This window comes from Marinobacter denitrificans, assembly GCF_008795955.1.
In the GTDB taxonomy this organism is placed as follows: Bacteria; Pseudomonadota; Gammaproteobacteria; order Pseudomonadales; family Oleiphilaceae; genus Marinobacter; species Marinobacter denitrificans.
In genome coordinates, this window is the sequence record NZ_VMHN01000001.1 from 1,515,551 (window position 1) to 1,535,004 (window position 19,454).

The 19,454-nt window shown below is 57.4% G+C and carries 17 protein-coding genes; 8 read left to right on the plus strand and 9 right to left on the minus strand.

Annotated elements, in window-relative coordinates; translation table 11 throughout:
• The first annotated feature begins 276 nt into the window (after positions 1–276).
• The 3 genes from FO268_RS07010 to pntB all read left to right on the plus strand — a co-directional run bounded on the left by FO268_RS07010 (position 277) and on the right by pntB (position 4,002).
• Positions 277–909, plus strand: a complete 633-nt coding sequence (locus tag FO268_RS07010; protein ID WP_150991070.1) for a TetR family transcriptional regulator — start codon at positions 277–279, stop codon at positions 907–909.
• 111 nt (positions 910–1,020) lie between these two features.
• Positions 1,021–2,598, plus strand: a complete 1,578-nt coding sequence (locus FO268_RS07015; protein WP_150991072.1) for a Re/Si-specific NAD(P)(+) transhydrogenase subunit alpha — start codon at positions 1,021–1,023, stop codon at positions 2,596–2,598.
• A 12-nt stretch (positions 2,599–2,610) separates the two neighbouring features.
• Positions 2,611–4,002: a Re/Si-specific NAD(P)(+) transhydrogenase subunit beta gene (gene pntB / locus FO268_RS07020; protein ID WP_150991074.1), complete on the plus strand. Its 1,392-nt coding sequence runs from the start codon at positions 2,611–2,613 to the stop codon at positions 4,000–4,002.
• A gap of 4 nt (positions 4,003–4,006) precedes the next feature.
• Here the strand turns inward: pntB and FO268_RS07025 are convergent, their stop codons facing one another.
• The 5 genes from FO268_RS07025 to FO268_RS07045 all read right to left on the minus strand — a co-directional run bounded on the left by FO268_RS07025 (position 4,007) and on the right by FO268_RS07045 (position 7,946).
• A complete protein-coding gene (locus FO268_RS07025; protein ID WP_150991076.1) occupies positions 4,007–5,137 on the minus strand; it encodes a patatin-like phospholipase family protein in 1,131 nt (376 codons plus the stop codon).
• 31 nt (positions 5,138–5,168) lie between these two features.
• On the minus strand, positions 5,169–5,708 hold the full coding sequence (locus FO268_RS07030) for a hypothetical protein (RefSeq protein WP_150991078.1): 540 nt from the start codon (positions 5,706–5,708) through the stop codon (positions 5,169–5,171).
• A 69-nt stretch (positions 5,709–5,777) separates the two neighbouring features.
• Complete coding sequence (locus FO268_RS07035) at positions 5,778–6,365, minus strand: exopolysaccharide biosynthesis protein (protein WP_150991080.1); 588 nt, start codon at positions 6,363–6,365, stop codon at positions 5,778–5,780.
• Positions 6,366–6,392: 27 nt separating this feature from the next.
• Positions 6,393–6,704 carry an outer membrane protein assembly factor BamE domain-containing protein gene (bamE, locus tag FO268_RS07040; RefSeq protein ID WP_150991082.1) on the minus strand — a complete coding sequence of 104 codons (312 nt, stop codon included), beginning with the start codon at positions 6,702–6,704 and terminating at the stop codon, positions 6,393–6,395.
• A gap of 129 nt (positions 6,705–6,833) precedes the next feature.
• On the minus strand, positions 6,834–7,946 hold the full coding sequence (locus tag FO268_RS07045) for an NADH:flavin oxidoreductase (RefSeq protein WP_150991084.1): 1,113 nt from the start codon (positions 7,944–7,946) through the stop codon (positions 6,834–6,836).
• 90 nt (positions 7,947–8,036) lie between these two features.
• Between FO268_RS07045 and FO268_RS07050 the strand changes: the two genes are divergently transcribed.
• Both FO268_RS07050 and FO268_RS07055 read left to right on the plus strand, forming a co-directional pair.
• Entirely contained in the window at positions 8,037–8,525 is a 489-nt protein-coding gene (locus FO268_RS07050) for a winged helix-turn-helix transcriptional regulator (protein ID WP_150991087.1), read from the plus strand.
• Positions 8,526–8,684: 159 nt separating this feature from the next.
• Positions 8,685–9,344 carry an OmpW/AlkL family protein gene (locus FO268_RS07055; protein WP_150991089.1) on the plus strand — a complete coding sequence of 220 codons (660 nt, stop codon included), beginning with the start codon at positions 8,685–8,687 and terminating at the stop codon, positions 9,342–9,344.
• A gap of 99 nt (positions 9,345–9,443) precedes the next feature.
• Here FO268_RS07055 and FO268_RS07060 read toward each other — a convergent pair whose 3' ends face one another.
• The 4 genes from FO268_RS07060 to FO268_RS07075 all read right to left on the minus strand — a co-directional run bounded on the left by FO268_RS07060 (position 9,444) and on the right by FO268_RS07075 (position 17,444).
• Positions 9,444–10,766, minus strand: a complete 1,323-nt coding sequence (locus FO268_RS07060) for a DEAD/DEAH box helicase (protein ID WP_150991091.1) — start codon at positions 10,764–10,766, stop codon at positions 9,444–9,446.
• 293 nt (positions 10,767–11,059) lie between these two features.
• Complete coding sequence (locus tag FO268_RS07065; protein WP_150991759.1) at positions 11,060–12,421, minus strand: DUF1329 domain-containing protein; 1,362 nt, start codon at positions 12,419–12,421, stop codon at positions 11,060–11,062.
• Between the two features lie 31 nt (positions 12,422–12,452).
• Complete coding sequence (locus FO268_RS07070; protein WP_150991093.1) at positions 12,453–14,342, minus strand: DUF1302 domain-containing protein; 1,890 nt, start codon at positions 14,340–14,342, stop codon at positions 12,453–12,455.
• A gap of 132 nt (positions 14,343–14,474) precedes the next feature.
• Positions 14,475–17,444: a hypothetical protein gene (locus tag FO268_RS07075; protein ID WP_150991095.1), complete on the minus strand. Its 2,970-nt coding sequence runs from the start codon at positions 17,442–17,444 to the stop codon at positions 14,475–14,477.
• A gap of 184 nt (positions 17,445–17,628) precedes the next feature.
• Here FO268_RS07075 and FO268_RS07080 point away from each other — a divergent pair, with 184 nt between their 5' ends.
• From FO268_RS07080 to FO268_RS07090, 3 genes are read left to right on the plus strand one after another with little or no spacing between them, the layout of a single operon-like run.
• A complete protein-coding gene (locus tag FO268_RS07080) occupies positions 17,629–18,261 on the plus strand; it encodes an RNA polymerase sigma factor (RefSeq protein WP_150991097.1) in 633 nt (210 codons plus the stop codon).
• 13 nt (positions 18,262–18,274) lie between these two features.
• The gene (locus FO268_RS07085) at positions 18,275–18,958 is read left to right on the plus strand and encodes an anti-sigma factor family protein (protein WP_150991099.1); all 684 of its coding nucleotides are present in this window, start codon (positions 18,275–18,277) and stop codon (positions 18,956–18,958) included.
• Entirely contained in the window at positions 18,955–19,437 is a 483-nt protein-coding gene (locus FO268_RS07090) for a hypothetical protein (protein WP_150991101.1), read from the plus strand. The genes FO268_RS07085 and FO268_RS07090 overlap by 4 nt, the downstream gene beginning before the upstream one ends.
• Positions 19,438–19,454: the final 17 nt, after the last annotated feature.

Consider the following 19,454-nt stretch of genomic DNA (forward strand, 5'->3'; position numbering starts at 1 on the left):
TGTGTGTTTCGCCATGATGTCTGACGGTATACACATGTATACACAACGGAGTAGACAGTTGTATACTTTGGTTCGATCTGAAATGGTTTTTTGGCCTGGTTTGGTAAGTGGCTGTCCTCTTTGTCCTTCTATTTGGGAGTGTGGGGCAATTGGGGAGGCCTTTCCGAAACACGCTCCTTCGGCACATCCATGTGACGCTTGAGCTCCGCCATCCCTGGCTCCGCACAGTTTCGGAAAGGCCTCCCCAATTACCCCATCAAACCAAGGTGATACTTCATGAGTGTTTTGACCGGCGGGAAGCTGAAATTGATTCAGGCGGCACTTAGGTTGATTAATCAGAGCCGTAGCCTGACGTCACTCGGCCTACGGGAACTGGCCCGTGAGGCAGGGCTGAACCCGAATACTTTTTATCGCCACTTCAAGAACCTGGACGAGTTCGGATTACAGGTTCTGGGGTATATCGCTGAAGACATGAAGTCAGGCGTTCGTGAACTGCGGCAGATGGCGGAGTCTTCGGAGCAGGCGTCACACGATACCGTTACATTTGTATACCACTACTTCCTGGCCAATCCGGCGGCCACTACTGTGGCGGTGAGGGAACTTCATGGGCCGTCGCCGTTGTTACGCAGAGCGCTTGAGTCTCAGCTCGATGCCAGCGCCAGGGAGATGGCAGAGGATATTATCGAGCGGCAACTGGTCAGTGCCGTGCCGCAAGAGACGATTCACGAGATTTCCCGTATGACTATCCGCTACATTTTGTTCAGGGCCATGGATTACATCGAGAAACCGGCGCAGCGGGAGGCTATCCAGCAGGAAACAGAACGTTTTATCAACCGCCAGTTCCGCGGTGCGATGCTGGATCATCTGTCCCAGACCGACGTCGAGAACCTTGCCCAGAAATACGCCTGAAACCGCCCCACCCCTCCTCTTCAGTCTAAACCGAGCAAATCTGGCAACTTGCACTAGTATGTAGGTATCCAGACAACTGGTTCATCGGGCAATCCGGAGAGCGCACTAACCATGAAAATCGGTATCCCCAAGGAAATTTTCAAGGATGAACGGCGGGTAGCAGCCACGCCGCCCTCCGTTCACAAACTCATTGGTCTTGGTTACGAGGTGGTTGTTGAAGGCGGGTCTGGCGAGGCTGCCAATTACTCGGATCAGGCCTACGAAAAAGTGGGGGCGACCATAGCGGCCGATACCACCTCCTTGTGGCGGGAAGCAGACTTCATCCTGAAGGTCCGGGCCCCCATGGAAAACCCCTCCCTCGGCAAACACGAAGTGGATCTGATGAAGGAGGGGGCGTTTCTGGTCAGCTATATCTGGCCGGCGCAAAACCCCGAGTTACTGGAGAAACTAGCGGCAAAGAAGATCACCTCGTTCGCCATCGACAGCCTTCCCCGCATCAGCCGGGCCCAGAAGATGGATGCGCTCAGCGCCATGGCCAATATCGCCGGCTATCGGGCGGTAATCGAAGCGGCCAACAACTTCGGGCGTTTCTTTACCGGACAGGTAACCGCGGCAGGCAAGGTGCCGCCAGCGAAGGTCATGGTGATTGGTGCCGGTGTTGCTGGCCTGGCGGCGATTGGCGCTGCCAACAGCATGGGCGCCATCGTGCGGGCCTTTGACACCCGGCTGGAAGTGAAGGAACAGGTCGAGAGCATGGGCGCCGAGTTCCTGGAGCTGGATTTCGGTGATGAGGAAGGCAGCGGCAGCGGCGGCTACGCCAAGCAGATGAGCGACGAGTTCATCAAGGCGGAAATGGCGCTGTTTGCAGAGCAGGCTGAGGAGGTGGACATTATCATCACCACCGCCCTGATTCCCGGTAAGCCCGCCCCGAAACTGATCACTGCCGAGATGGTGAAGTCCATGAAACCCGGCAGTGTGATTGTCGACCTGGCCTCGGAACGCGGCGGTAACTGCGAGCTGACGGAACCGGGTAAGGTCGCCCATCACCACGGCGTGACGCTGATCGGCTACACCGACCTGCCCAGCCGGATGGCCAAGGTGGCCAGCGACCTTTACGCCACCAATCTGGTGCACCTGCTTACCGAACTGACCCCGGAGAAAGACGGCCAGCCGCTGGTCAACATGGAGGACGATGTCATCCGTGGCTTGACCGTGGTGAAGGAAGCCGACGTTACCTGGCCGCCACCGCAGCCGGAGGCCCCGGTCAGCCCGAAACCGGCGCCCGGTACCGAGGAGCCTTCAGCGGCCGACAAAGCAGCAGCCAAGAAAGACGCCGACCGCCGCAGCCTGATTGGCAAGGGTGCCCTGCTGGTGGTAACGGCATTAGCGCTCTACGGAGTCGGGGCCCACGCACCGGAAAGCTTCCTGCAGCACTTTACGGTATTTGTGCTGGCCTGCTTTATCGGCTGGCAGGTGATCTGGAACGTAACACCCTCCCTGCACACCCCTTTGATGAGCGTGACCAACGCCATCAGCGGCATCATTGTGATCGGGGCCATTCTTCATCTGGCCCAGGCGGAGAACTTCGCCGTCGGAGTGATGGCCTTTGTCGCGGTGCTGATTGCCAGCATCAACGTAGGGGGCGGCTTCCGGGTCACCCATCGCATGCTCAAAATGTTCCGCAGGTAGGAGACGCCCGATATGAGTACAGGACTGGTGAGCGTGGCCTACGTGGTCGCAAGTATCTGCTTTATTCTCAGCCTGGGCGGCCTAAGCCACCAGGAATCCGCACGGCGCGGTAATCTTTATGGCGTGGCCGGCATCATTATCGCGGTGGGGGCGACCCTCGCCAGCGTAGACGGTGGCGTCACTGCCATTGTGATTGCAGTGCTTCTCGGCGCTGGCATCGGCATCCCCATCGCCAACAAGGTGGAAATGACCCAGATGCCGCAACTGGTCGCCCTGCTTCACAGCTTTGTAGGTCTGGCGGCGGTGTTGGTGGGTTTCTCCGGCTATATTGAACCGCTGATCGCAACTGCGGGAGCGGAACACACCATCAAACTGGTGGAAGTGTTTGTAGGCATCTTTATCGGTGCAGTGACCTTTACCGGGTCGCTGGTCGCCTGCGGCAAACTGGACGGCCGTATCGACAGCAAGGCCCTGACCCTGCCCGGCCGGCATCTGATGAACCTGGTGGCGATCATCGCCTGTGTGTTTTTGGGCGCATGGTTCCTGGGCACCGACAGCATGGCGCTGGGGATCATTTCCCTGATATTGATGACCGTCATCGCCTCGGTGCTTGGCATTCACCTGATCATGGCCATCGGCGGTGCAGACATGCCGGTGGTAGTGTCCATGCTCAACAGCTATTCCGGGTGGGCGGCAGCCTCCATCGGGTTCATGCTGGGCAATGACCTGTTGATCGTCGTTGGCGCCCTGGTGGGCAGCAGCGGTGCCATCCTCAGTTACATCATGTGCAAAGCCATGAACCGCTCGTTCATCAGCGTGATTCTTGGCGGCTTTGGCCAGACAACAAGCAGCTCAAGCGCCGCCGATTCCGACCAGTCGGTTTACGAGTCCAGTGCGGATGACGTATGCGAGGAATTGCGCAACGCCGATTCGGTAATCATCGTGCCCGGTTACGGCATGGCGGTCGCCCAGGCCCAGAATGGCGTCAGCGAAATGACGAAGATACTGCGGGAGCGGGGTGTCAACGTACGCTTCGGCATCCACCCGGTGGCCGGCCGCCTGCCCGGCCACATGAATGTGCTGCTGGCTGAAGCCCACGTACCCTACGATATCGTGCTGGAGATGGACGAAATCAACGCCGATTTCCCCGAAACCGATGTGGTGCTGGTGATCGGTGCCAACGACACGGTAAACCCGGCGGCCGCCGAAGACCCCGGCAGTCCAATCGCCGGTATGCCGGTACTGGAGGTATGGAAAGCCCGGCAGGTAGTTGTCCTCAAGCGGGGCATGGCCACCGGTTATTCCGGTGTCGAGAACCCGCTGTTTTTCAAGGACAACACCCGCATGCTGTTCGGTGATGCCAAGGAAAGCATCGATAAGCTAGTCGGGGGTTTACGGGGCTGAGGTCTCAGGCGTCTTTGGCAAAGAACCGCTCGATCTGCCGGGCATGGCTCTGACCATCCCGGTAGCCCAGTTTGATAAGGTCGCGACAGAAGCGCTTGTCGAACAGCAGGAAACTGGCCAGGTTGGCGCTGGAAGACGGCGCAGAATCCGTTGCGCCGGTAAGCCGCCGCAATACCAGGGGCATGGCATCAACGTATTTCATGGCTATCTCGTTGATGGGCTCAGACGGAGAAATTTCCAGTATTTCCACCGGGCTCAGAGCGAGCCCGGATTCCTTCAGCCGCTCTTCCGGTATCAGTGCCAGTAACCGGTTGATGAGGCGCGAGCGGTCGATGTCGTAGTCCAGCGTATCCAGGAACATACCATTGAACACATGGGCCAGTACCTGGGTCAGCGTTGGCATGCCCGGCTTATCCTGCCTTACGGGCGCGCACATAGCGTTGGCACTGACACCAATTACCAGGACCTTTTGCGCCCCCAACCGCAACGCGGGGCTGATATGGGCCATCTGCCGAGTAACGCCATCGCCAAAATACTCCCGATTGATTTTAACCGGCCGGAACAGCGTGGGAATCGCAGAGGACGCCATGATATGGTCGATCGCCAGTTCCGTGCGAGTACCGGCCCGCTGACCCAGCGACCAGCCTTCAAGCCCCTCAGCGCCCTCGAAGAAGCAGACGTTCTGGCCAGAAGCATACCCGCAGGCATTCAGCCCTACCGCATCAATATGACCGTCCCGGATCGTATTACGGATGCTCTCGAAGTCAATTTCCAGTTCCAGCATCTTCCGTAAGGGGGCATTGTTCAGGAAAGACACCGGTCCGCTCTCGATCGGCAGACTGATCAATTTGCGTGCAATGTCGCTGAAGCTGCGCATCAGGCTGATGGTATCGGCCCGGAACACTCGATCCATGGTCAGTTCCGACCACATTTTCTCCAGGTGATCGATGTTGTGGCGGAAGAGCCCGCGGTTGCCCGCCACCGCCATGGCGTTAATGGCACCGGCGGACGTTCCGATGATGACGCGGAAAGGGTGGCTCCAGTCGGGATACATATCCGCAATGGCGCGCAGGACTCCCACCTGATAGGCCGCCCGCGCGCCACCACCGGTCAGTACCACACCGGCTTTGCTCATGAGGTCGCCCCAGCCCGGTATCTGCAGTCAGTCACGCCTGGCTCATCCGTCGGCGCTTGCCGGCAAACGGATTATTGAAGCTGGAGTCATGCCCCTGTAGCTGGGCTTCGGGGTGGTTCTTCGTCATCAGCTCCTTGACCTTCGGGATATGCTTCTTCGGAGCATCAACCATAATCAGATATTTGCCTGACTCAATGTCACTGTGAAATGGTTCGATACGGTAATTTTCGTTCTGGATACCGCCAAAGCCACCTACCCAGCCCCCGGCCACAACAACAAAGATAAACAGGGCAATCCAGGCAGCTGCCGGCATGTCCAGAACATTCAGCAATGCCATCGGGACCAGAAACGCGAGTGCCAGAACAAAGCCGGCTATGGCACCACGCTCCACATACCTGGGCAGATCGGTGCGATCAAGAATGGAAGCTGTGTGCAATTGATGAGTGTACAGGCCAGCTTCGTCCTTGCTGACAATATGGAAACGCCAGTCGGTGACGCCGTGCTCATGAAGGTCGTCGGAGATTTCCTGTGCGCTGTCAATCGAAGATACCAGATAGAATAAACGTATCATGGTCTTTCTCCTTTTCCGCCAATCAATAAGGCGTTCTTCATATGACAATCTAGTTCAAAATCTCCGGTTTTACGTAATTCGGGTGAAGATCACCGGGCCCGCCAGGGCAATTCCCCAGGCAAACAGCGCAAGGCACCCATCTTTCGAAATCATCGCCAGGCCGAAAGCCATAAGGGCAAGGCCGGCAATACTGGCGCTGAAGGGCACAAGCTCGGTTGCCGGCATAACCACCGCAATCACCATACACGCCAGTGCCATCACATAAAGCCCGCCTCCCTTGACCAGGAAGATCAGCCGCGGGCGTATCAATCGGTCAATACCACGGGCGGGTGGGCGCAGCATTTCCAGGCCCTGCACAAGCTTGTTGCGGGGTATCTGCCGCTGCGCCAGCCAACCCGGCAGCCAGAAATACTTTCGTCCTACCAGGACCTGTCCCAGAGTCAGCAAAGTGAGCAGCCCCATCAGGGTAGGCATGCCCGGAACACCACTCAGTGGAGTCACCAGAATCAACCCCACCAGGAGCACCACCGGCCCGAAACTACGTCGCCCCACCGAGTCCATCATTTCTCCGATGGAAACATGGGACTGATTGGCCGTTCCGGCTTCGATCAGGTCCATCAGCTCTTCGATATCAGCCGGATCGCCCTGCTCGTCCATGGCCAATGTCCCCGGATAGTCCGATGTTTACTCGGTGGTGTTGTAGACGTAGGAAGACACCGTACCATCCTGATTGAACCGTACGACCAGGTCAGTGGTTTCAGCATCACCAAAGGCAGACCAACGGTATTTGCCATAGGTCCAGGTACGCTTGCCATCCTCAATACCGGTTCTCCAGGGCTCACCAAACATCTCCTGGATGTCTGAACGGGTGGTTTCGCCGATCTCAATCTGGTCCACATTGTGAGTAGCGAAATCCTGGCCCACCGTGGCGCACCCGGCAAGGGTTAACGAAAAGGCAATCAGGATAATGGCAGAAAAAGATGTAACAGACTTCATGGTGTATCCCTTCTGTGATTAATCAGTACATCAATCATACGGGTTTTGGCCGAACGATAAATTACAGCGCGGACAGACATAAAAAAGCCCCGGCGGCTGGCCGGGGCTGATCGTCAACGCATTGCGTACTCAGTAAAGCTTCGCCAGCGACTTCTTCGCAAAGGGCTCCACATCACCGATGCGGCCCTCTTTTACTTTCACCAGCCATTCCGGATCCTGCAGCAGGGCGCGGCCCACGGCGATGAGTTCGAATTCGTTGTTGTTCATGCGCTCAACGAGTTCGTCGATTCCGGACTGCTCCACCGCTTCCTTCTTGCTGGCAAAGGTGCCGCTGATGAAATCTTCGGTCAGCCCGACGCTGCCGACGGACATCGTCGGTTTTCCGGACAGCTTCTGGGTCCACCCCGCCAGGTTAAGGTTTGATCCCTCAAACTCCGGCTCCCAGAAACGGCGTGTGGACGCATGGAAAATATCAACGCCGGCTTCCACCAACGGCTTCAGGAATTGCTCCAGCTCCTCGGGGGAATTAACAAGCTTCGCCTCGTAATCCTGCTGCTTCCACTGGGAGAAACGCAGCATAATGGGAAAATCGGGGCCCACGCGGTGGCGCACCGCCTCAATGATTTCCACCACGAAGCGCAGGCGGTTTTCCATGCTGCCGCCGTACTCGTCGTCACGCTGATTGGTACCTTCCCACAGGAACTGGTCCAGCAGATAGCCGTGAGCTCCATGAATCTCGACACCGTCAAAACCGAGTGCTTTGGCGTCCTGGGCGGCGTCGGCGAAGGCATTGATCACGTCGTCAATATCCTCTTTGCTCATGGCCTTACCATTGGGCTTGCCTGGCGCGAAAAGCCCTGAAGGGCTGTAACCTGGGACCTTCGGGTCCGGCTCCGTGCCTTCCTTGCGAACAGCGCCCACATGCCAGAGCTGGGGGAAGATGGCGCCACCGGCTTCGTGAACGGCATCCACGACATCCTTCCAGCCGGAAAGGGCCGTGTCGCCATGGAAAAACGGCACGTTGGGGTAACCATTGGCACCGGGGTGATTCACCGTGGTGCCCTCGGTGATCAACAGGCCCACACCACCTTCGGCGCGGCGGCGGTAATAATCCACTACATCCTGATTCGGTGCATTGCCCGGCGAGAAGTTACGGGTCATCGGGGCCATGGCAACGCGGTTGCGCAGGGTCAGATTATGTATTTCAAAAGGCTCAAACAGGGGGCCAAGGTTCATGCTCATGGTAGATCGCAACCTCACTAATCTGGTTTCTTTAAGCAACCTTATTCAATCTGGTTTTAAAATGCAACCCTATTAGGTACACTGTAAAGCATGGCCAGAAAACGTTTTGATGACTCCAGTTGCTCCGTCGCCCGTGCCCTGAATGAAGTGGGGGACTGGTGGTCCCTGTTGGTGGTGCTCCACGCAATGTACGGCACCCGGCGCTTTGTCGACTTCCAGCAAGAGCTGGGGATCGCCCGCAATATACTTTGTGACCGGCTGGCACGGCTGGTGGACAATGAAGTTCTTAAAAAGGTGGAAGTGGGCGAACACGGCTCACGCTTCGAGTACCGCCTGACCGAGAAAGGGCGTGACCTCTTTCCCATCGTGATAGCCCTTCGCCAATGGGGTGATAAGTGGAATCCGGCACCAGACCAGGCGCCGCTGGATCTCAGGGATCGTGAAACCGGGCAAACCATTCGCCAGGTAGAGGTGCAGGATGTTAACGGCAATCCGCTCACAGTTCGCGATGTGTTTGTGCCGGAAGGCGAAACCGTCGATAAGCGCAAGTCAGCGGAAAGCAGAAAGAAAGTCGGCTGACAAGCCGTAGAATTACCCCCTTCTTTCATTTTCTTGAGTTGAATCAATCCTCCGCCGAACTCGGTATTCCGGCCCCACCGCACTTGCGCTAAATCAAGTTCCAGGTCTCCGTAGTCATTAACCTGTAGTCATCGATTATTCAGGTTCAAGGAGATTACTATGTCGCGTACATTCAAGCTTGGCGTTCTTGCCGCAGCCGTTATGGCAATTGCCCCTGCTGCGCAGGCTTTCGAAGCGGGTGATTTTATTGTACGGGCCGGCGCCGTACACGTAGCCCCGGATGATTCCAGCGATGTGCTGACCGTTGGTGGCGCAGAGGCACTGGGCTCTGATGCACGCGTGGGAGTCGATGCCAACTCACAACTGGGGATTCGTGCAACCTACATGTTTACCAGTAATCTCGGCGTTGGCTTGCTCGCGGCCACCCCCTTTAAACACAATATCACTGGAGAGGGTGATATTTCCTCACTCGGAAAAGTGGCAGAGACCAAGCACTTACCACCTACCCTGACCCTGCAGTACTTTCCTATGCATAGCACCGCCGCTTTACAACCCTATGTTGGTGTAGGTGTGAATTACACAACCTTCTTCGAGGAGAAAACTTCCGGGGCACTTGAGGGGCTCGACATTGAATTGGATGACAGTGTCGGCGTTGCAGCTGAAATCGGTCTGGATTACATGCTCAGTGAACAATTTGGTTTGAACGCTGCTATCTGGTGGGCAGACATCGATACAGAAGCAGAGGTTGAAACTCTCGACACGTTTGACGTCGAAATCGACCCCATGGTCTACATGGTAGGCTTCACCTACAAGTTCTGATTCGTACCCGCCGGAAACCTCATGGTCTGTGGGTTTCCGAAAGGTGCGTTCTCCAGTGCGGGGCCTTAGGGCCCCGCCTTTTTATTGGAGAAAACCGAATCAGGCGGTTTCGCGCTGCGGCGAGCGCCTGGCCTGGCCACCGTTGCCATTCTGGCTCCGGCCACCAGTGCGACCACCTGGCTTGCCGCCAAAGCTGCGGCCATTGCCGGCAGGCTTGCCATTATTGCCACCACCGTTACGATTGCGGGCGCGGCTGGGGTCGGCCTTGGCCTTGGGCTTCAGAGGCAGGTTGTTGGTGGGCTCAAAGCCTTCCACGCTCTTACGCGGCAACTGCTTCTTGATCAGCCTCTCAATACCCGCCAGCATCTTGCCTTCGTCGGCGCTGACCAGTGACAGTGCGTGGCCGCTTTCACCGGCACGACCGGTACGGCCAATGCGGTGAACATAGTCTTCGGGCACGTTAGGCAACTCGAAGTTCACCACCTGAGGCAGCTGCTTGATGTCCAGGCCACGGGCCGCGATATCAGTTGCCACCAGAACACGCACTTCACCCTGCTTGAAGTCTGCCAGAGCACGGGTGCGGGCACCCTGTGACTTGTTGCCATGGATGGCAGCGGCAGTAATACCGTCACGCTCCAGTTTCTGGGTCAGGCGGTTGGCGCCATGCTTTGTACGGGTAAACACCAGCACCTGTTCCCAGCCGTTGTCACGCACCAGCTTGCTCAACAGCGCGGTTTTCTGGCTCTGATCTACCGGATAGACAGACTGCTTGATGCTTTCCGCTGCGGTGTTCCGCGCCGCTACTTCTACCTGAACCGGGTTATCCAGCAGGCCTTCCGCCAGCGTACGGATCTCGCTGGAGAAAGTCGCAGAGAACAGCAGGTTCTGACGCTTGGCCGGCAACAGCGCAAGAATCTTGCGGATGTCGCGGATAAACCCCATGTCCAGCATGCGGTCGGCTTCGTCCAGAACGAGAATTTCCACTTCGTTGAAGCGAACCGCGTTCTGCTGATACAGGTCCATAAGGCGACCGGGTGTGGCCACCAGTACGTCCAGGCCCTTGCGCAGCTTCATCATCTGCGGATTGATTTTCACGCCACCGAAAACCACGGCGGACTTGGTAGGCATATACTTGCTGTACAGGGCCACACTGTCGTGTACCTGGGCCGCCAGCTCACGGGTGGGCGCCAGGATCAGTACCCGTGGCCCCTTGCCGGTGCGGGGGTTTTCCGCCAGGCGTTGCAGCAACGGCAGGGTAAACCCTGCGGTTTTACCGGTGCCCGTCTGGGCAGCCGCCATCACGTCCCTTCCCGAAAGTACGGCGGGAATGGCCTTGGCCTGAATGGGTGATGGGGTTTCGTAACCCTGGTCGGTAGTGGCACGGACCAGTTGCTCGGACAGACCGAGTGAAGAAAAACTCATATTGGTTCAACTCTTGATTATTCTGCCTCCACGAACACCGTTATCGGCGAATGCGGGCAGATGCCATGAAGATTCATGGAATAAAAGACGACTACGGCCACACACCATTAACGGGGTGACGTCCTCTGACAGGTCGTATGGATGGTTCGCACGGGGCTTGAAGCCTTAAACTGCGGAAATCCCTAGAGGCAGGATGGTGAGCACACTAACAGAGTGTTCGGGGAATAGCTATAGGGTACGATCACACCCCGCCCCGAAGGGCAGGGTTGGCGGGTTAACACTCAGCGCATATTTTAACGCACCCCGTCCCGGCGCAGGGCGGCCGGTGTGTACTCGCGGGAATGACGCTCGGTGCCGTATGTATAAGGATCGCTTTCCTCGTTGGTGAGCCCCATCACCAGATAGCGACCAGACAGCAGGTCATACAGTGTCTCGAAAGCATAGGCGGGAATATTGGCATCATAAATCTGCATGTTGTGGGCCTCGGCGACCCGCCAGAGGTTTCCACGGCCATCGTAATGGTCCACCACGGCGATCTGCCAGGTGTCCTCGTCGATGTAGAAGTCCCGCTTGCCATAGACATGGCGCTCGCCATCCTTGAGGGTGGCCGTTACGTGCCATACCCGGTGCAGTTCATAGCGGGCGAGGTTCTGATCAATGTGCCCCGGCTTGATGATGTCGTCGTAGCTCAGCTCTTCACTGGCCAGCCGGTAGGAGTTGTAGGGGATGTAGAGTTCCTTCTTCCCTTTGAGCTCCCAGGTGTAGCGGTCAGGCGCACCGTTATACAGGTCAAGGTTATCTGACGTGCGTTGGCCATCCGCTGCGGTGCCTGGTCCGTCATAGGCCACGTTTGGTGCCCGGCGTACCCGGCGCTGGCCGGAATTATACAGCCACGCCCGCCGCGGCTCCTCAACCTGGTTGATGGTTTCGTGAACGAGCAACACATTCCCCGCCAGGCGGGATGGCGCAGTAATGGCCTGCTTGAAATAGAACATGACGTTGTCGTCCTCGCCCTGCTCGTAATCTTGCAGAGCCACCCGTTCGGTGAACGACTCGGTAAACCGCACAGGGCTGAAATCCCCATTGGGCTGGGGTGTCACCTGGGCCACGTTGCGGGTAAACGAACCCCCGCGATACCGGGTAATGTGGTTGAAGATCACCTCAAGGCCGTTCTGCGGAATCGGGAACGCTGTTGCAGTCTTGTAGTTCTCGAGACCGTTTCCACTGTCGATCAGCTCCACCGTAGTCGCATTTTCAACGGTTTTTTCCTTAACATCTTCAGGATAGGTAGCTGTACGGCGGGTTTTGTAGACTGGAATGAAGTAATCATCGTAGGCCTTGATGGTGGCTATCTGGCCTGGCGTCAGATTATCGGCATACTCGTCCACATTGCTCTGGTCAATCCGGAACAGCTCTTTATCCTCGGGGAACGGGTCGGTATAGCGGCCATCACCCTTGTAGCTGGCTGGCGCCTCGGTCAGCCCTCCCGTCCATTCAGGAATCTCATCGCCGTTGCCGGCTTTTTCGGCACCGATCGGTGTCAGCGTATCGCCAAGTTTGGCGGCTTCCTCCTGGGAAACGGCAGCCAGCGATGGACCCGAGAGCAGAAGGCTCCAGGCAATTGCCCCATAAAGCACTTTTCTGGAAGAGTTCATCATCAGATTCTCCTTTGTGGTTGTAATGGGCTCAAAATGAGTAAGAAACAGACGCCGCGATGAAATCGCGATCATTAATAACGTTGTATTCGCCACCGAAGTAGTTGGTGTAGCTCAGGGTCGCCTTGTAGGAATTCTGGTAATTGGCATCGATGCCAAGGCCCACGGACTTGTTGCCCTCGTTGAAGTTGCCACCGGGATCAGGTGCATACCCTTCCACGTCATGGGACAGAAAGACTTTCGGCATGAGATTCACGCCGGCAAAGGCGCTGGGGTAGTCCCAGGCAAACAGCGCGCGGTAACCCCATGAGAAGGAGGTGGTGAAGCCATCACTGCCACAATTGCTGGCGTTGATGTTCAAGCGGGGGTCATCATCGGTACCCTGGCTGCAGAAATCTCCCGAGAAGCTGTCCCCGTCCAGCGGCACCGGCCCCACCCCATAGATGCCGGAACGCCCATAACGGGCTTCAGATGTGCTGGGCAGATCGTGAACATAGGTCGCCCCCACTTCCGCTACGATAATAAATCGCGCAGCGCCCATAACACGGTCAATAAAGTGAATTGCCGTAGCCTGGGCCTGGGAAACGTTGTAGCGGTCGTAACCGTCCACTGCCTTGCCGGCATAGTTGAAATCGGGGTTCTCTTGCCGCTGCTGTTCTTCCAGTTTGCTGACCACCTGACCGTCTGGCCCGCGCTGCTGCAAGCCGCCGTAGATCAGCTCAAAGGTATTCCACTGAATCGGCATGTTGGGGCGGAAACTGTATTCGGCGCCCAGCGAGGTTCCGGTGGGCAGGGTGGTGTTAAAGCTGACACCGTAGAGGTCAATGTCGCCCGGGTATTCAATGAAATAGCTGGGGAACCTGGAGTGCGGCAGGTTCGGATCGCTTTTCTGGTTGCCTTCCGGATCAGAGGGGTTATTCACCACGCCACTGATGTAGGGCAGCCGGCTGTGATAGCGGGTGTAGTAGAAACCGAGCTCGGCGCCCAGGTCCGTAAGATACCAACGCACAGCGGCACCAAACTGATCCTTGTCGCCGGGCTCCCTGTCACCCAGGCGCGGCGAGACAAACCCTTCCTCAAGGGCCTGGGAATCCGGTACCTGCCCCGCCAGTAAAACCGGGCCACAACCATCCGCCGCTACGTCCGCCGATGAGAAAAAGGTACCGCAGTCATCAATCCTGAAGCTCTCCCAGTCGGTTTGCACAAAGCCTTCCACCGTTATTTCCGGTGTAATTCCGACGGAGGTATAAAGCAGTTCCACCGGTAGCAGAACGTCCTTCAGTTCAGCACCGGGGGCCCGAAAGGCCGGCACATCAATTGGGTTGACCGCATTGATGCCGCCAAGGATAAACGTGCTTTCGCCCCAGTTAACCACCTGGCGGCCATAACGAACCGAAACCGGCGTATCGCCGAAATACCAGTCGGTAAAGACATAGGCGTCCAGCAGGTCGACACCGGCGGCGTTATCCCTGGCCTCATCATTGAGCGTTCGCCGCTGGCCTACCGGGTCTTCCGCCCGGCGGTTATCCCTGAGCTCGTGGTCGTAATAGTAGGTAGCCCGCACCAATGCCCCGATCCGGGTCAGGTAGTTACTATCCGGCACATAATCGAGAAACAGCTCGCTGCGCCCCTGAAGCCGCTGGGAATAAGGCTCGTATTGCTCGAAATTCAGGTTGCCGTCGTCAAAATTGTTGGAAGAAGCGCCGGTATCACTGAACGCAAATTCCGGCCCCAGGTTGCCTTGCGAGATCAGGTCCTTGTCCTGATCCTGCAGCCGGTAGCCGATCCCCGCCGTCAGGGTGGTGGAAAAAGAAGCGTCGATTTCATAGATCTCGAAATCAAAGGCCATGGCCGGAGCAGTGGCAAAAAAGGCACTGACAGCCAGTGCCAGGCGCTTGCGATGTAGGCTTGTTGTTGTCATTGGGTTGTGACTCCACATTTTCTGAAGGCGTAGCCATCCCCGAGGATGGAATTTTTTCGCCATCGATAATTGAGGTTTGATCAGGAATGCGCCGCCGCGAACCGGCGACGCTGTCTTCAGGTTCCGGGCACTTTAGAGAAGGCCATCCAGCAGGCCACCATCGTCATCGCCGCTGCCATCGTCCGTGCCGCTGTCCGGTTCGTCTCCCGCATCGGTATTGCCATCGGCGGAACAATCGGTACCTGCGGTGTCGGCATCCTTGACGACACAGGGGTTTTCGACGCTCACGGATCCCAATGTGAACAACTCCAGCATCTGGGCAGTCATTTCAGCGAAAACGGCACTGGAAGAGAACGGATCGGCGCTCTTCTGTCCGGCGGAAATCGGGTTACCGTGCGAGCCTTCACGATAGCGGGTGATGTACGGCAGGGCCGATGCCGAGTCGAGTGGTGTTGGCTCCGCCCCCATGGACGCTGCCAGGGGGTCGGTCCCGGCCAGCGGCATGTTTTCCCCGGCTATCACAAAACCGGTTTCAGGAACGGTGCTCATCAGGGGACCAAGATCGTACAGCAGGGAATCCGCAGCGTTCGGGATCGTATTATCGGTCGGGCGCTTCTCATCCTCAGGTACACCTGTCATTTCTGTCAGCAAGACCGGCTCACCCACGTAAAGCGGTGCAAATGCGACCGGGTCCGCAGAATCCAGCAGGCCCTGGAAGACATTGAAGTAGATATTCAGCTCTGTTCGGCCCTGGGCCAGAAGGCCACCGGACGCGGCGTCAAGGCCTGGCAGTACGAGAGGGGCGACCGACTGGGAGTTTTCAACAAGACGGGCAAATCCACCACCGGTGTTGAGGAAGTTGGCCGCAGTGACGGGGTTGAGGCTGGTGTTGCCGGCGTCAAATGCGGCGTTGGTAACGTGCGGTACGGCCACGCCGCCCATGCCGCTCAAAGAGTGACTCAGGAAATACACCCGACTGGTGTCGATGTTGAGGCCATTGGCGCAACTGCCACAATCGGCGATCGCTTCTTCAATAGCCAGAAGCGATGCGTTCACGTTCAACAGATCCAGTGCGCCCTGGCGCATGTTGTCGAGGGTGTTGGCGTAGTTGGCAAAATTCAGGAACAGGCTGCCGGATTCCGGCGCTTCCAGTTCCGACGCTGGCACCGGGTTCAGGTTTGCATCCGCTGCGAAACCGAAATGGCGCTCCGTTGCATCGGCCGAGGCTCCGGCCTGGGTGGTGATCGGGTTCAGCCCAACAATGCCCTCCTCAAAAATACCGTGAAGCGGCTGGTCGATACCAATAGTGATAAAGCAGTCGTCAGCGGAATCCGCGATACAGGTCAGGCCGGCGGCTGTTGCCAGCGGCAGTATGGCTGAGCGGTCCGTGGTCGCAGCATGCTGATAGATGATCACCGGGAACCCATCCGCAGATGGCGGTGTTGAAGTTTCTTCCGGCGCAGCTATAACGATGGGAACTGTCGTATCCGCGGTCTTGGCCGCAAATGGGAAGCGGTAGGTGATACGATCAGAAGGCGCTGCCTCCAGGGAGTCGTGGTCAGAAAAGTCAGCCGCCAGCCAGTTACTTAGGGCCAACGGGGCGCCATCGCCTTCTTCCGGCAAGGACTGATAGTACGGCAGAGTAATTTCGCCTTCGTACACCCGGATATCCAGGTCTATCGAAAGGTCGCCCACGCCGGCACTCTGGCGAAGCGCCGGATTCACGTCGCCGCCCTCACGCTGACTGAAAACTCGAACAGTCCGCGGTTTTGGGGTATCCAGAACGCTGTTTGCAGCGGTGGCAAGCGCCTGGGCTTCGGCTTCCTGATCGGACACGTTATCGACGGCCAAGGCGGTTGCAGCCTGCAGTGCAAAGGCAACCCGGCGGTCTTCCTCGCTATCAGACACGATATCATCGTAGTTAACGGTCACGCCGCCGGCCTGAGCGTCATTGAGTACTGCGGCAAGCTCGTCGTCGTACAGACGGAAGGTGATATCGGTGAGAATGTTGAAGATTTCGTCGTTGATGCTTTGCTGTTGCGCCGTGGCCGACCCGCCCAGTGGTTGTTGGCTCAGGTTGTAGAAACCTGAGATCAGTTGGTCAAGGCCTTCCTGACGAGCCTGGATGCCAAGGCTGGAGCGGAAGAACGTGATCGGGGCGGCATTTGCCAGCAATATGTCATCGACGGCGGTGGTGGTGATGGTGGTGGAGAACACCACGTCGTCAAAGTCAGCGGAATAGCCTGCAGCGGCACCGGCCTCCCGTTTAAAATCGAAGTAGTCCGATGCCAGCTGGCGCGCAGGCAAGAGGGCTTCCCGGAAGGGTTCAAAAGCCGCGTTGGAAAGAATCTTGTCCGGGTTTGCCACGGATTGATAGGTGGGTGCTCCCACCAGCGGCTCCCCCTCAGCGTCGACGATATCGTTCGTTATCGCCAGGGCATAACGGGTTTTGGGTGCCAGGGGCTGGAGCGGCAGAATCCGGATCATGTTGTTCTGGCCGCCATCGATGTCCAGCAGTTCTACCCGGACTTTCTGCTCAATCAGGAAGTCGAAGATGGCCGCGGCTCCGGCAGTGTCACCGCTCTCCTGCAGCGCCAGGGCCCGGCGGTACTGAATCTCCGGCGTGATCCCCGCTACTTCTCCAGCTGCCTGTACCAGGCTGTCGCCGCTGGCGTATTCAAGAGGAATCAGGAACACGTTCTGTCCGGGATTGGGAACAACCTCACCATCCACCGAAATAAAGTCACGGGCATCCAGTGTCTGCTGGCTGTCGATGCTGGCACTGATCTTGATGTCTATCGGGGCAAGCACAGAATTGCCGTCAAGAAAACCGATGCCGGTGGTCACCGGATTTGCCGGGTCGCTGCCATTGAGCATGGTGCCGTCATCAACGTCGCTCAGGTAAAAGAGCGCATCGCTGGGAATGGGGAACTCGGTTTCCAGCGGATCAAAGAGCGGGTGGGTACCACGCTCCAATCCAGGGTTGCTAATGGTGTAGTCCGGGTTTGCGTTTTTCGTGGTTTCGCTGCTGCTTTCAAAACAACCGGTCAGGCCAATTGACGCGATAGCCAGCGTCAGTAGCGATGCTTGGCGAATGAACATACTTGCATACCTCTGTTCGTTTTTTGTAGTTCGGAACACGCCCTGTGTCTTTCGGCCTTACACGGAAGTCTAATTGCAGTGGTTCCAAAAAAATTTTCCCAACGTGCCGGAAATTTGCACGAACAGGTGCTAACTGGTTCTTGTACCGCCAAATTTGTCTCGAACAGAGACAGAAAAGGATGGTATGTTCAACATTTGGCAACACGTCCCGACTACGGACCGAGGAAACAGATTGGCATTGCTCCCGTTTCGATCATCGCAGTCAAAGCGTTTTGACCGGCTTGTCCTGCCCTACATGAGAGGCATGTATAATTTTGCCTACCGGCTGACCGGCCAACAGCAAGACGCCGAGGACCTGGTTCAGGACGTTGTCGTCAAACTGTATCCCCGCCTGGACGAACTCGAAAAAGTGCAACAGCCACAGCCATGGCTCAACCGGGTTCTCTACCGCCATTTCGTGGACCTTACCCGCAAACAGTCCAGCCAGAGGGAAATCAATGCAAGCATGCTGGTGTCTGCTGAGAACCAGACTTCCTTCATGGAATCGCTTGGCGAGGCGGGCCCCGATGCCTCCGCCGGTATTGACCAGGCCCGCATTGATGACACCGTAAAACGCCTGCTGAATACCCTGCCCCCGGACCAGAGAACCCTACTCCTGCTTCACGATGCTGATGGCTGGCGCCAGGAGGACATAGCACAGGTTCTTGATGTCCCGGTAGGGACGATAAAATCACGGCTACACCGGTCCAGGGCATTCATGCGTGAGCGGCTGAAAAAACAACTGGAACCTTTCGAAAGGCAACAACGTGAGGGATGAAGAGGTGAATGCCATGACGTGTCGTCAGTTCCATCAAGAGGTCGACAGCCTGGTTCGCGGCGAACTTCCGCCGCGCGAACAGGAAGCCCTCCAGGCCCATGCATCCGTGTGCCCGGACTGTTCCGAGCTCTGGGAGGACCAACGACGCCTCCATGAAGGCCTCATGGCCCAGACCATTCCCGAACCGAACGCCGATTTCGAAGCACGGATTCGAGCGCTGGCGCTGTCAGGAAGTTCGGCCCCCCGTGCCGGTCTTCCAAACGCCCCGATGTGGGCTTCGGCGGTTGCCGCCGTACTGGCACTTGGCATTTTCATTGGCATGCAGATTGGCCCGGTGGACGTAGCGCCCTCCGGCGAAGATCTGGCGGAAACCACGGACAAGAACACAGCGGAGCCAGCCTCTGCGCTCCAGGCTGCTCCCGACGTGAGAACCGTCAGGCTGGCCTTCAATTCCCGCCGGGCCATGGAGAACGTAACCCTGACCCTGGAAATGCCCCCCAATGCCGAACTGGCGCCGTTCCCGGGCCGCCAGACTATCAGCTGGAAGGTGAACCTCAAGGAAGGCGACAACGTGCTGGCGTTGCCCATACACGTACTGTTTCCCGGGTCGGGCGAACTGGTCGCTCACCTGGACGATGGCACGCGGCGCAAGACATTCAGTACCGCTATTCCAGAAAATACGGAGCCCTCATCATGAACAGCAATACCCTTACACCCTGGCTCGCTCCGGCCATCTTCTGTGTTCTGCTTGCAGCACCCGGCCTCTCCCACGCCCAGGACGATCTGGATGTGACCATGAGAATGGTTACGGATGACCAGGAACTGGACGACTCCTTTGTACAGCAACTTGAGCTGCCGGAGTCAGTGGATTCGCCTGCCGGACCAGCCGACTTCGGAGACATCCAGACGGACTCCGAAGATTTTGCCGCTGAAGCCCGCGAAGACATGCTGGATATTGAAGAAACGCTTGCCGAGGAATCGCGGGAGTCGCGCGATGCCCTTGGCACAGAGCTGCCTGGCGAGATTATAGAGGAAGCGCCGGAACTGGATTTGCCGGGCCTTGAAGATCCGGAACTGGAGCTTCCGGGCACGGATGATACTGACCTGGACCTTGATACAGACCTCGATCTGCTGGACGACGACCCGCTGAACGTGGAGGATACCGAACTGCAATAAATGCAGACGTCACAGTT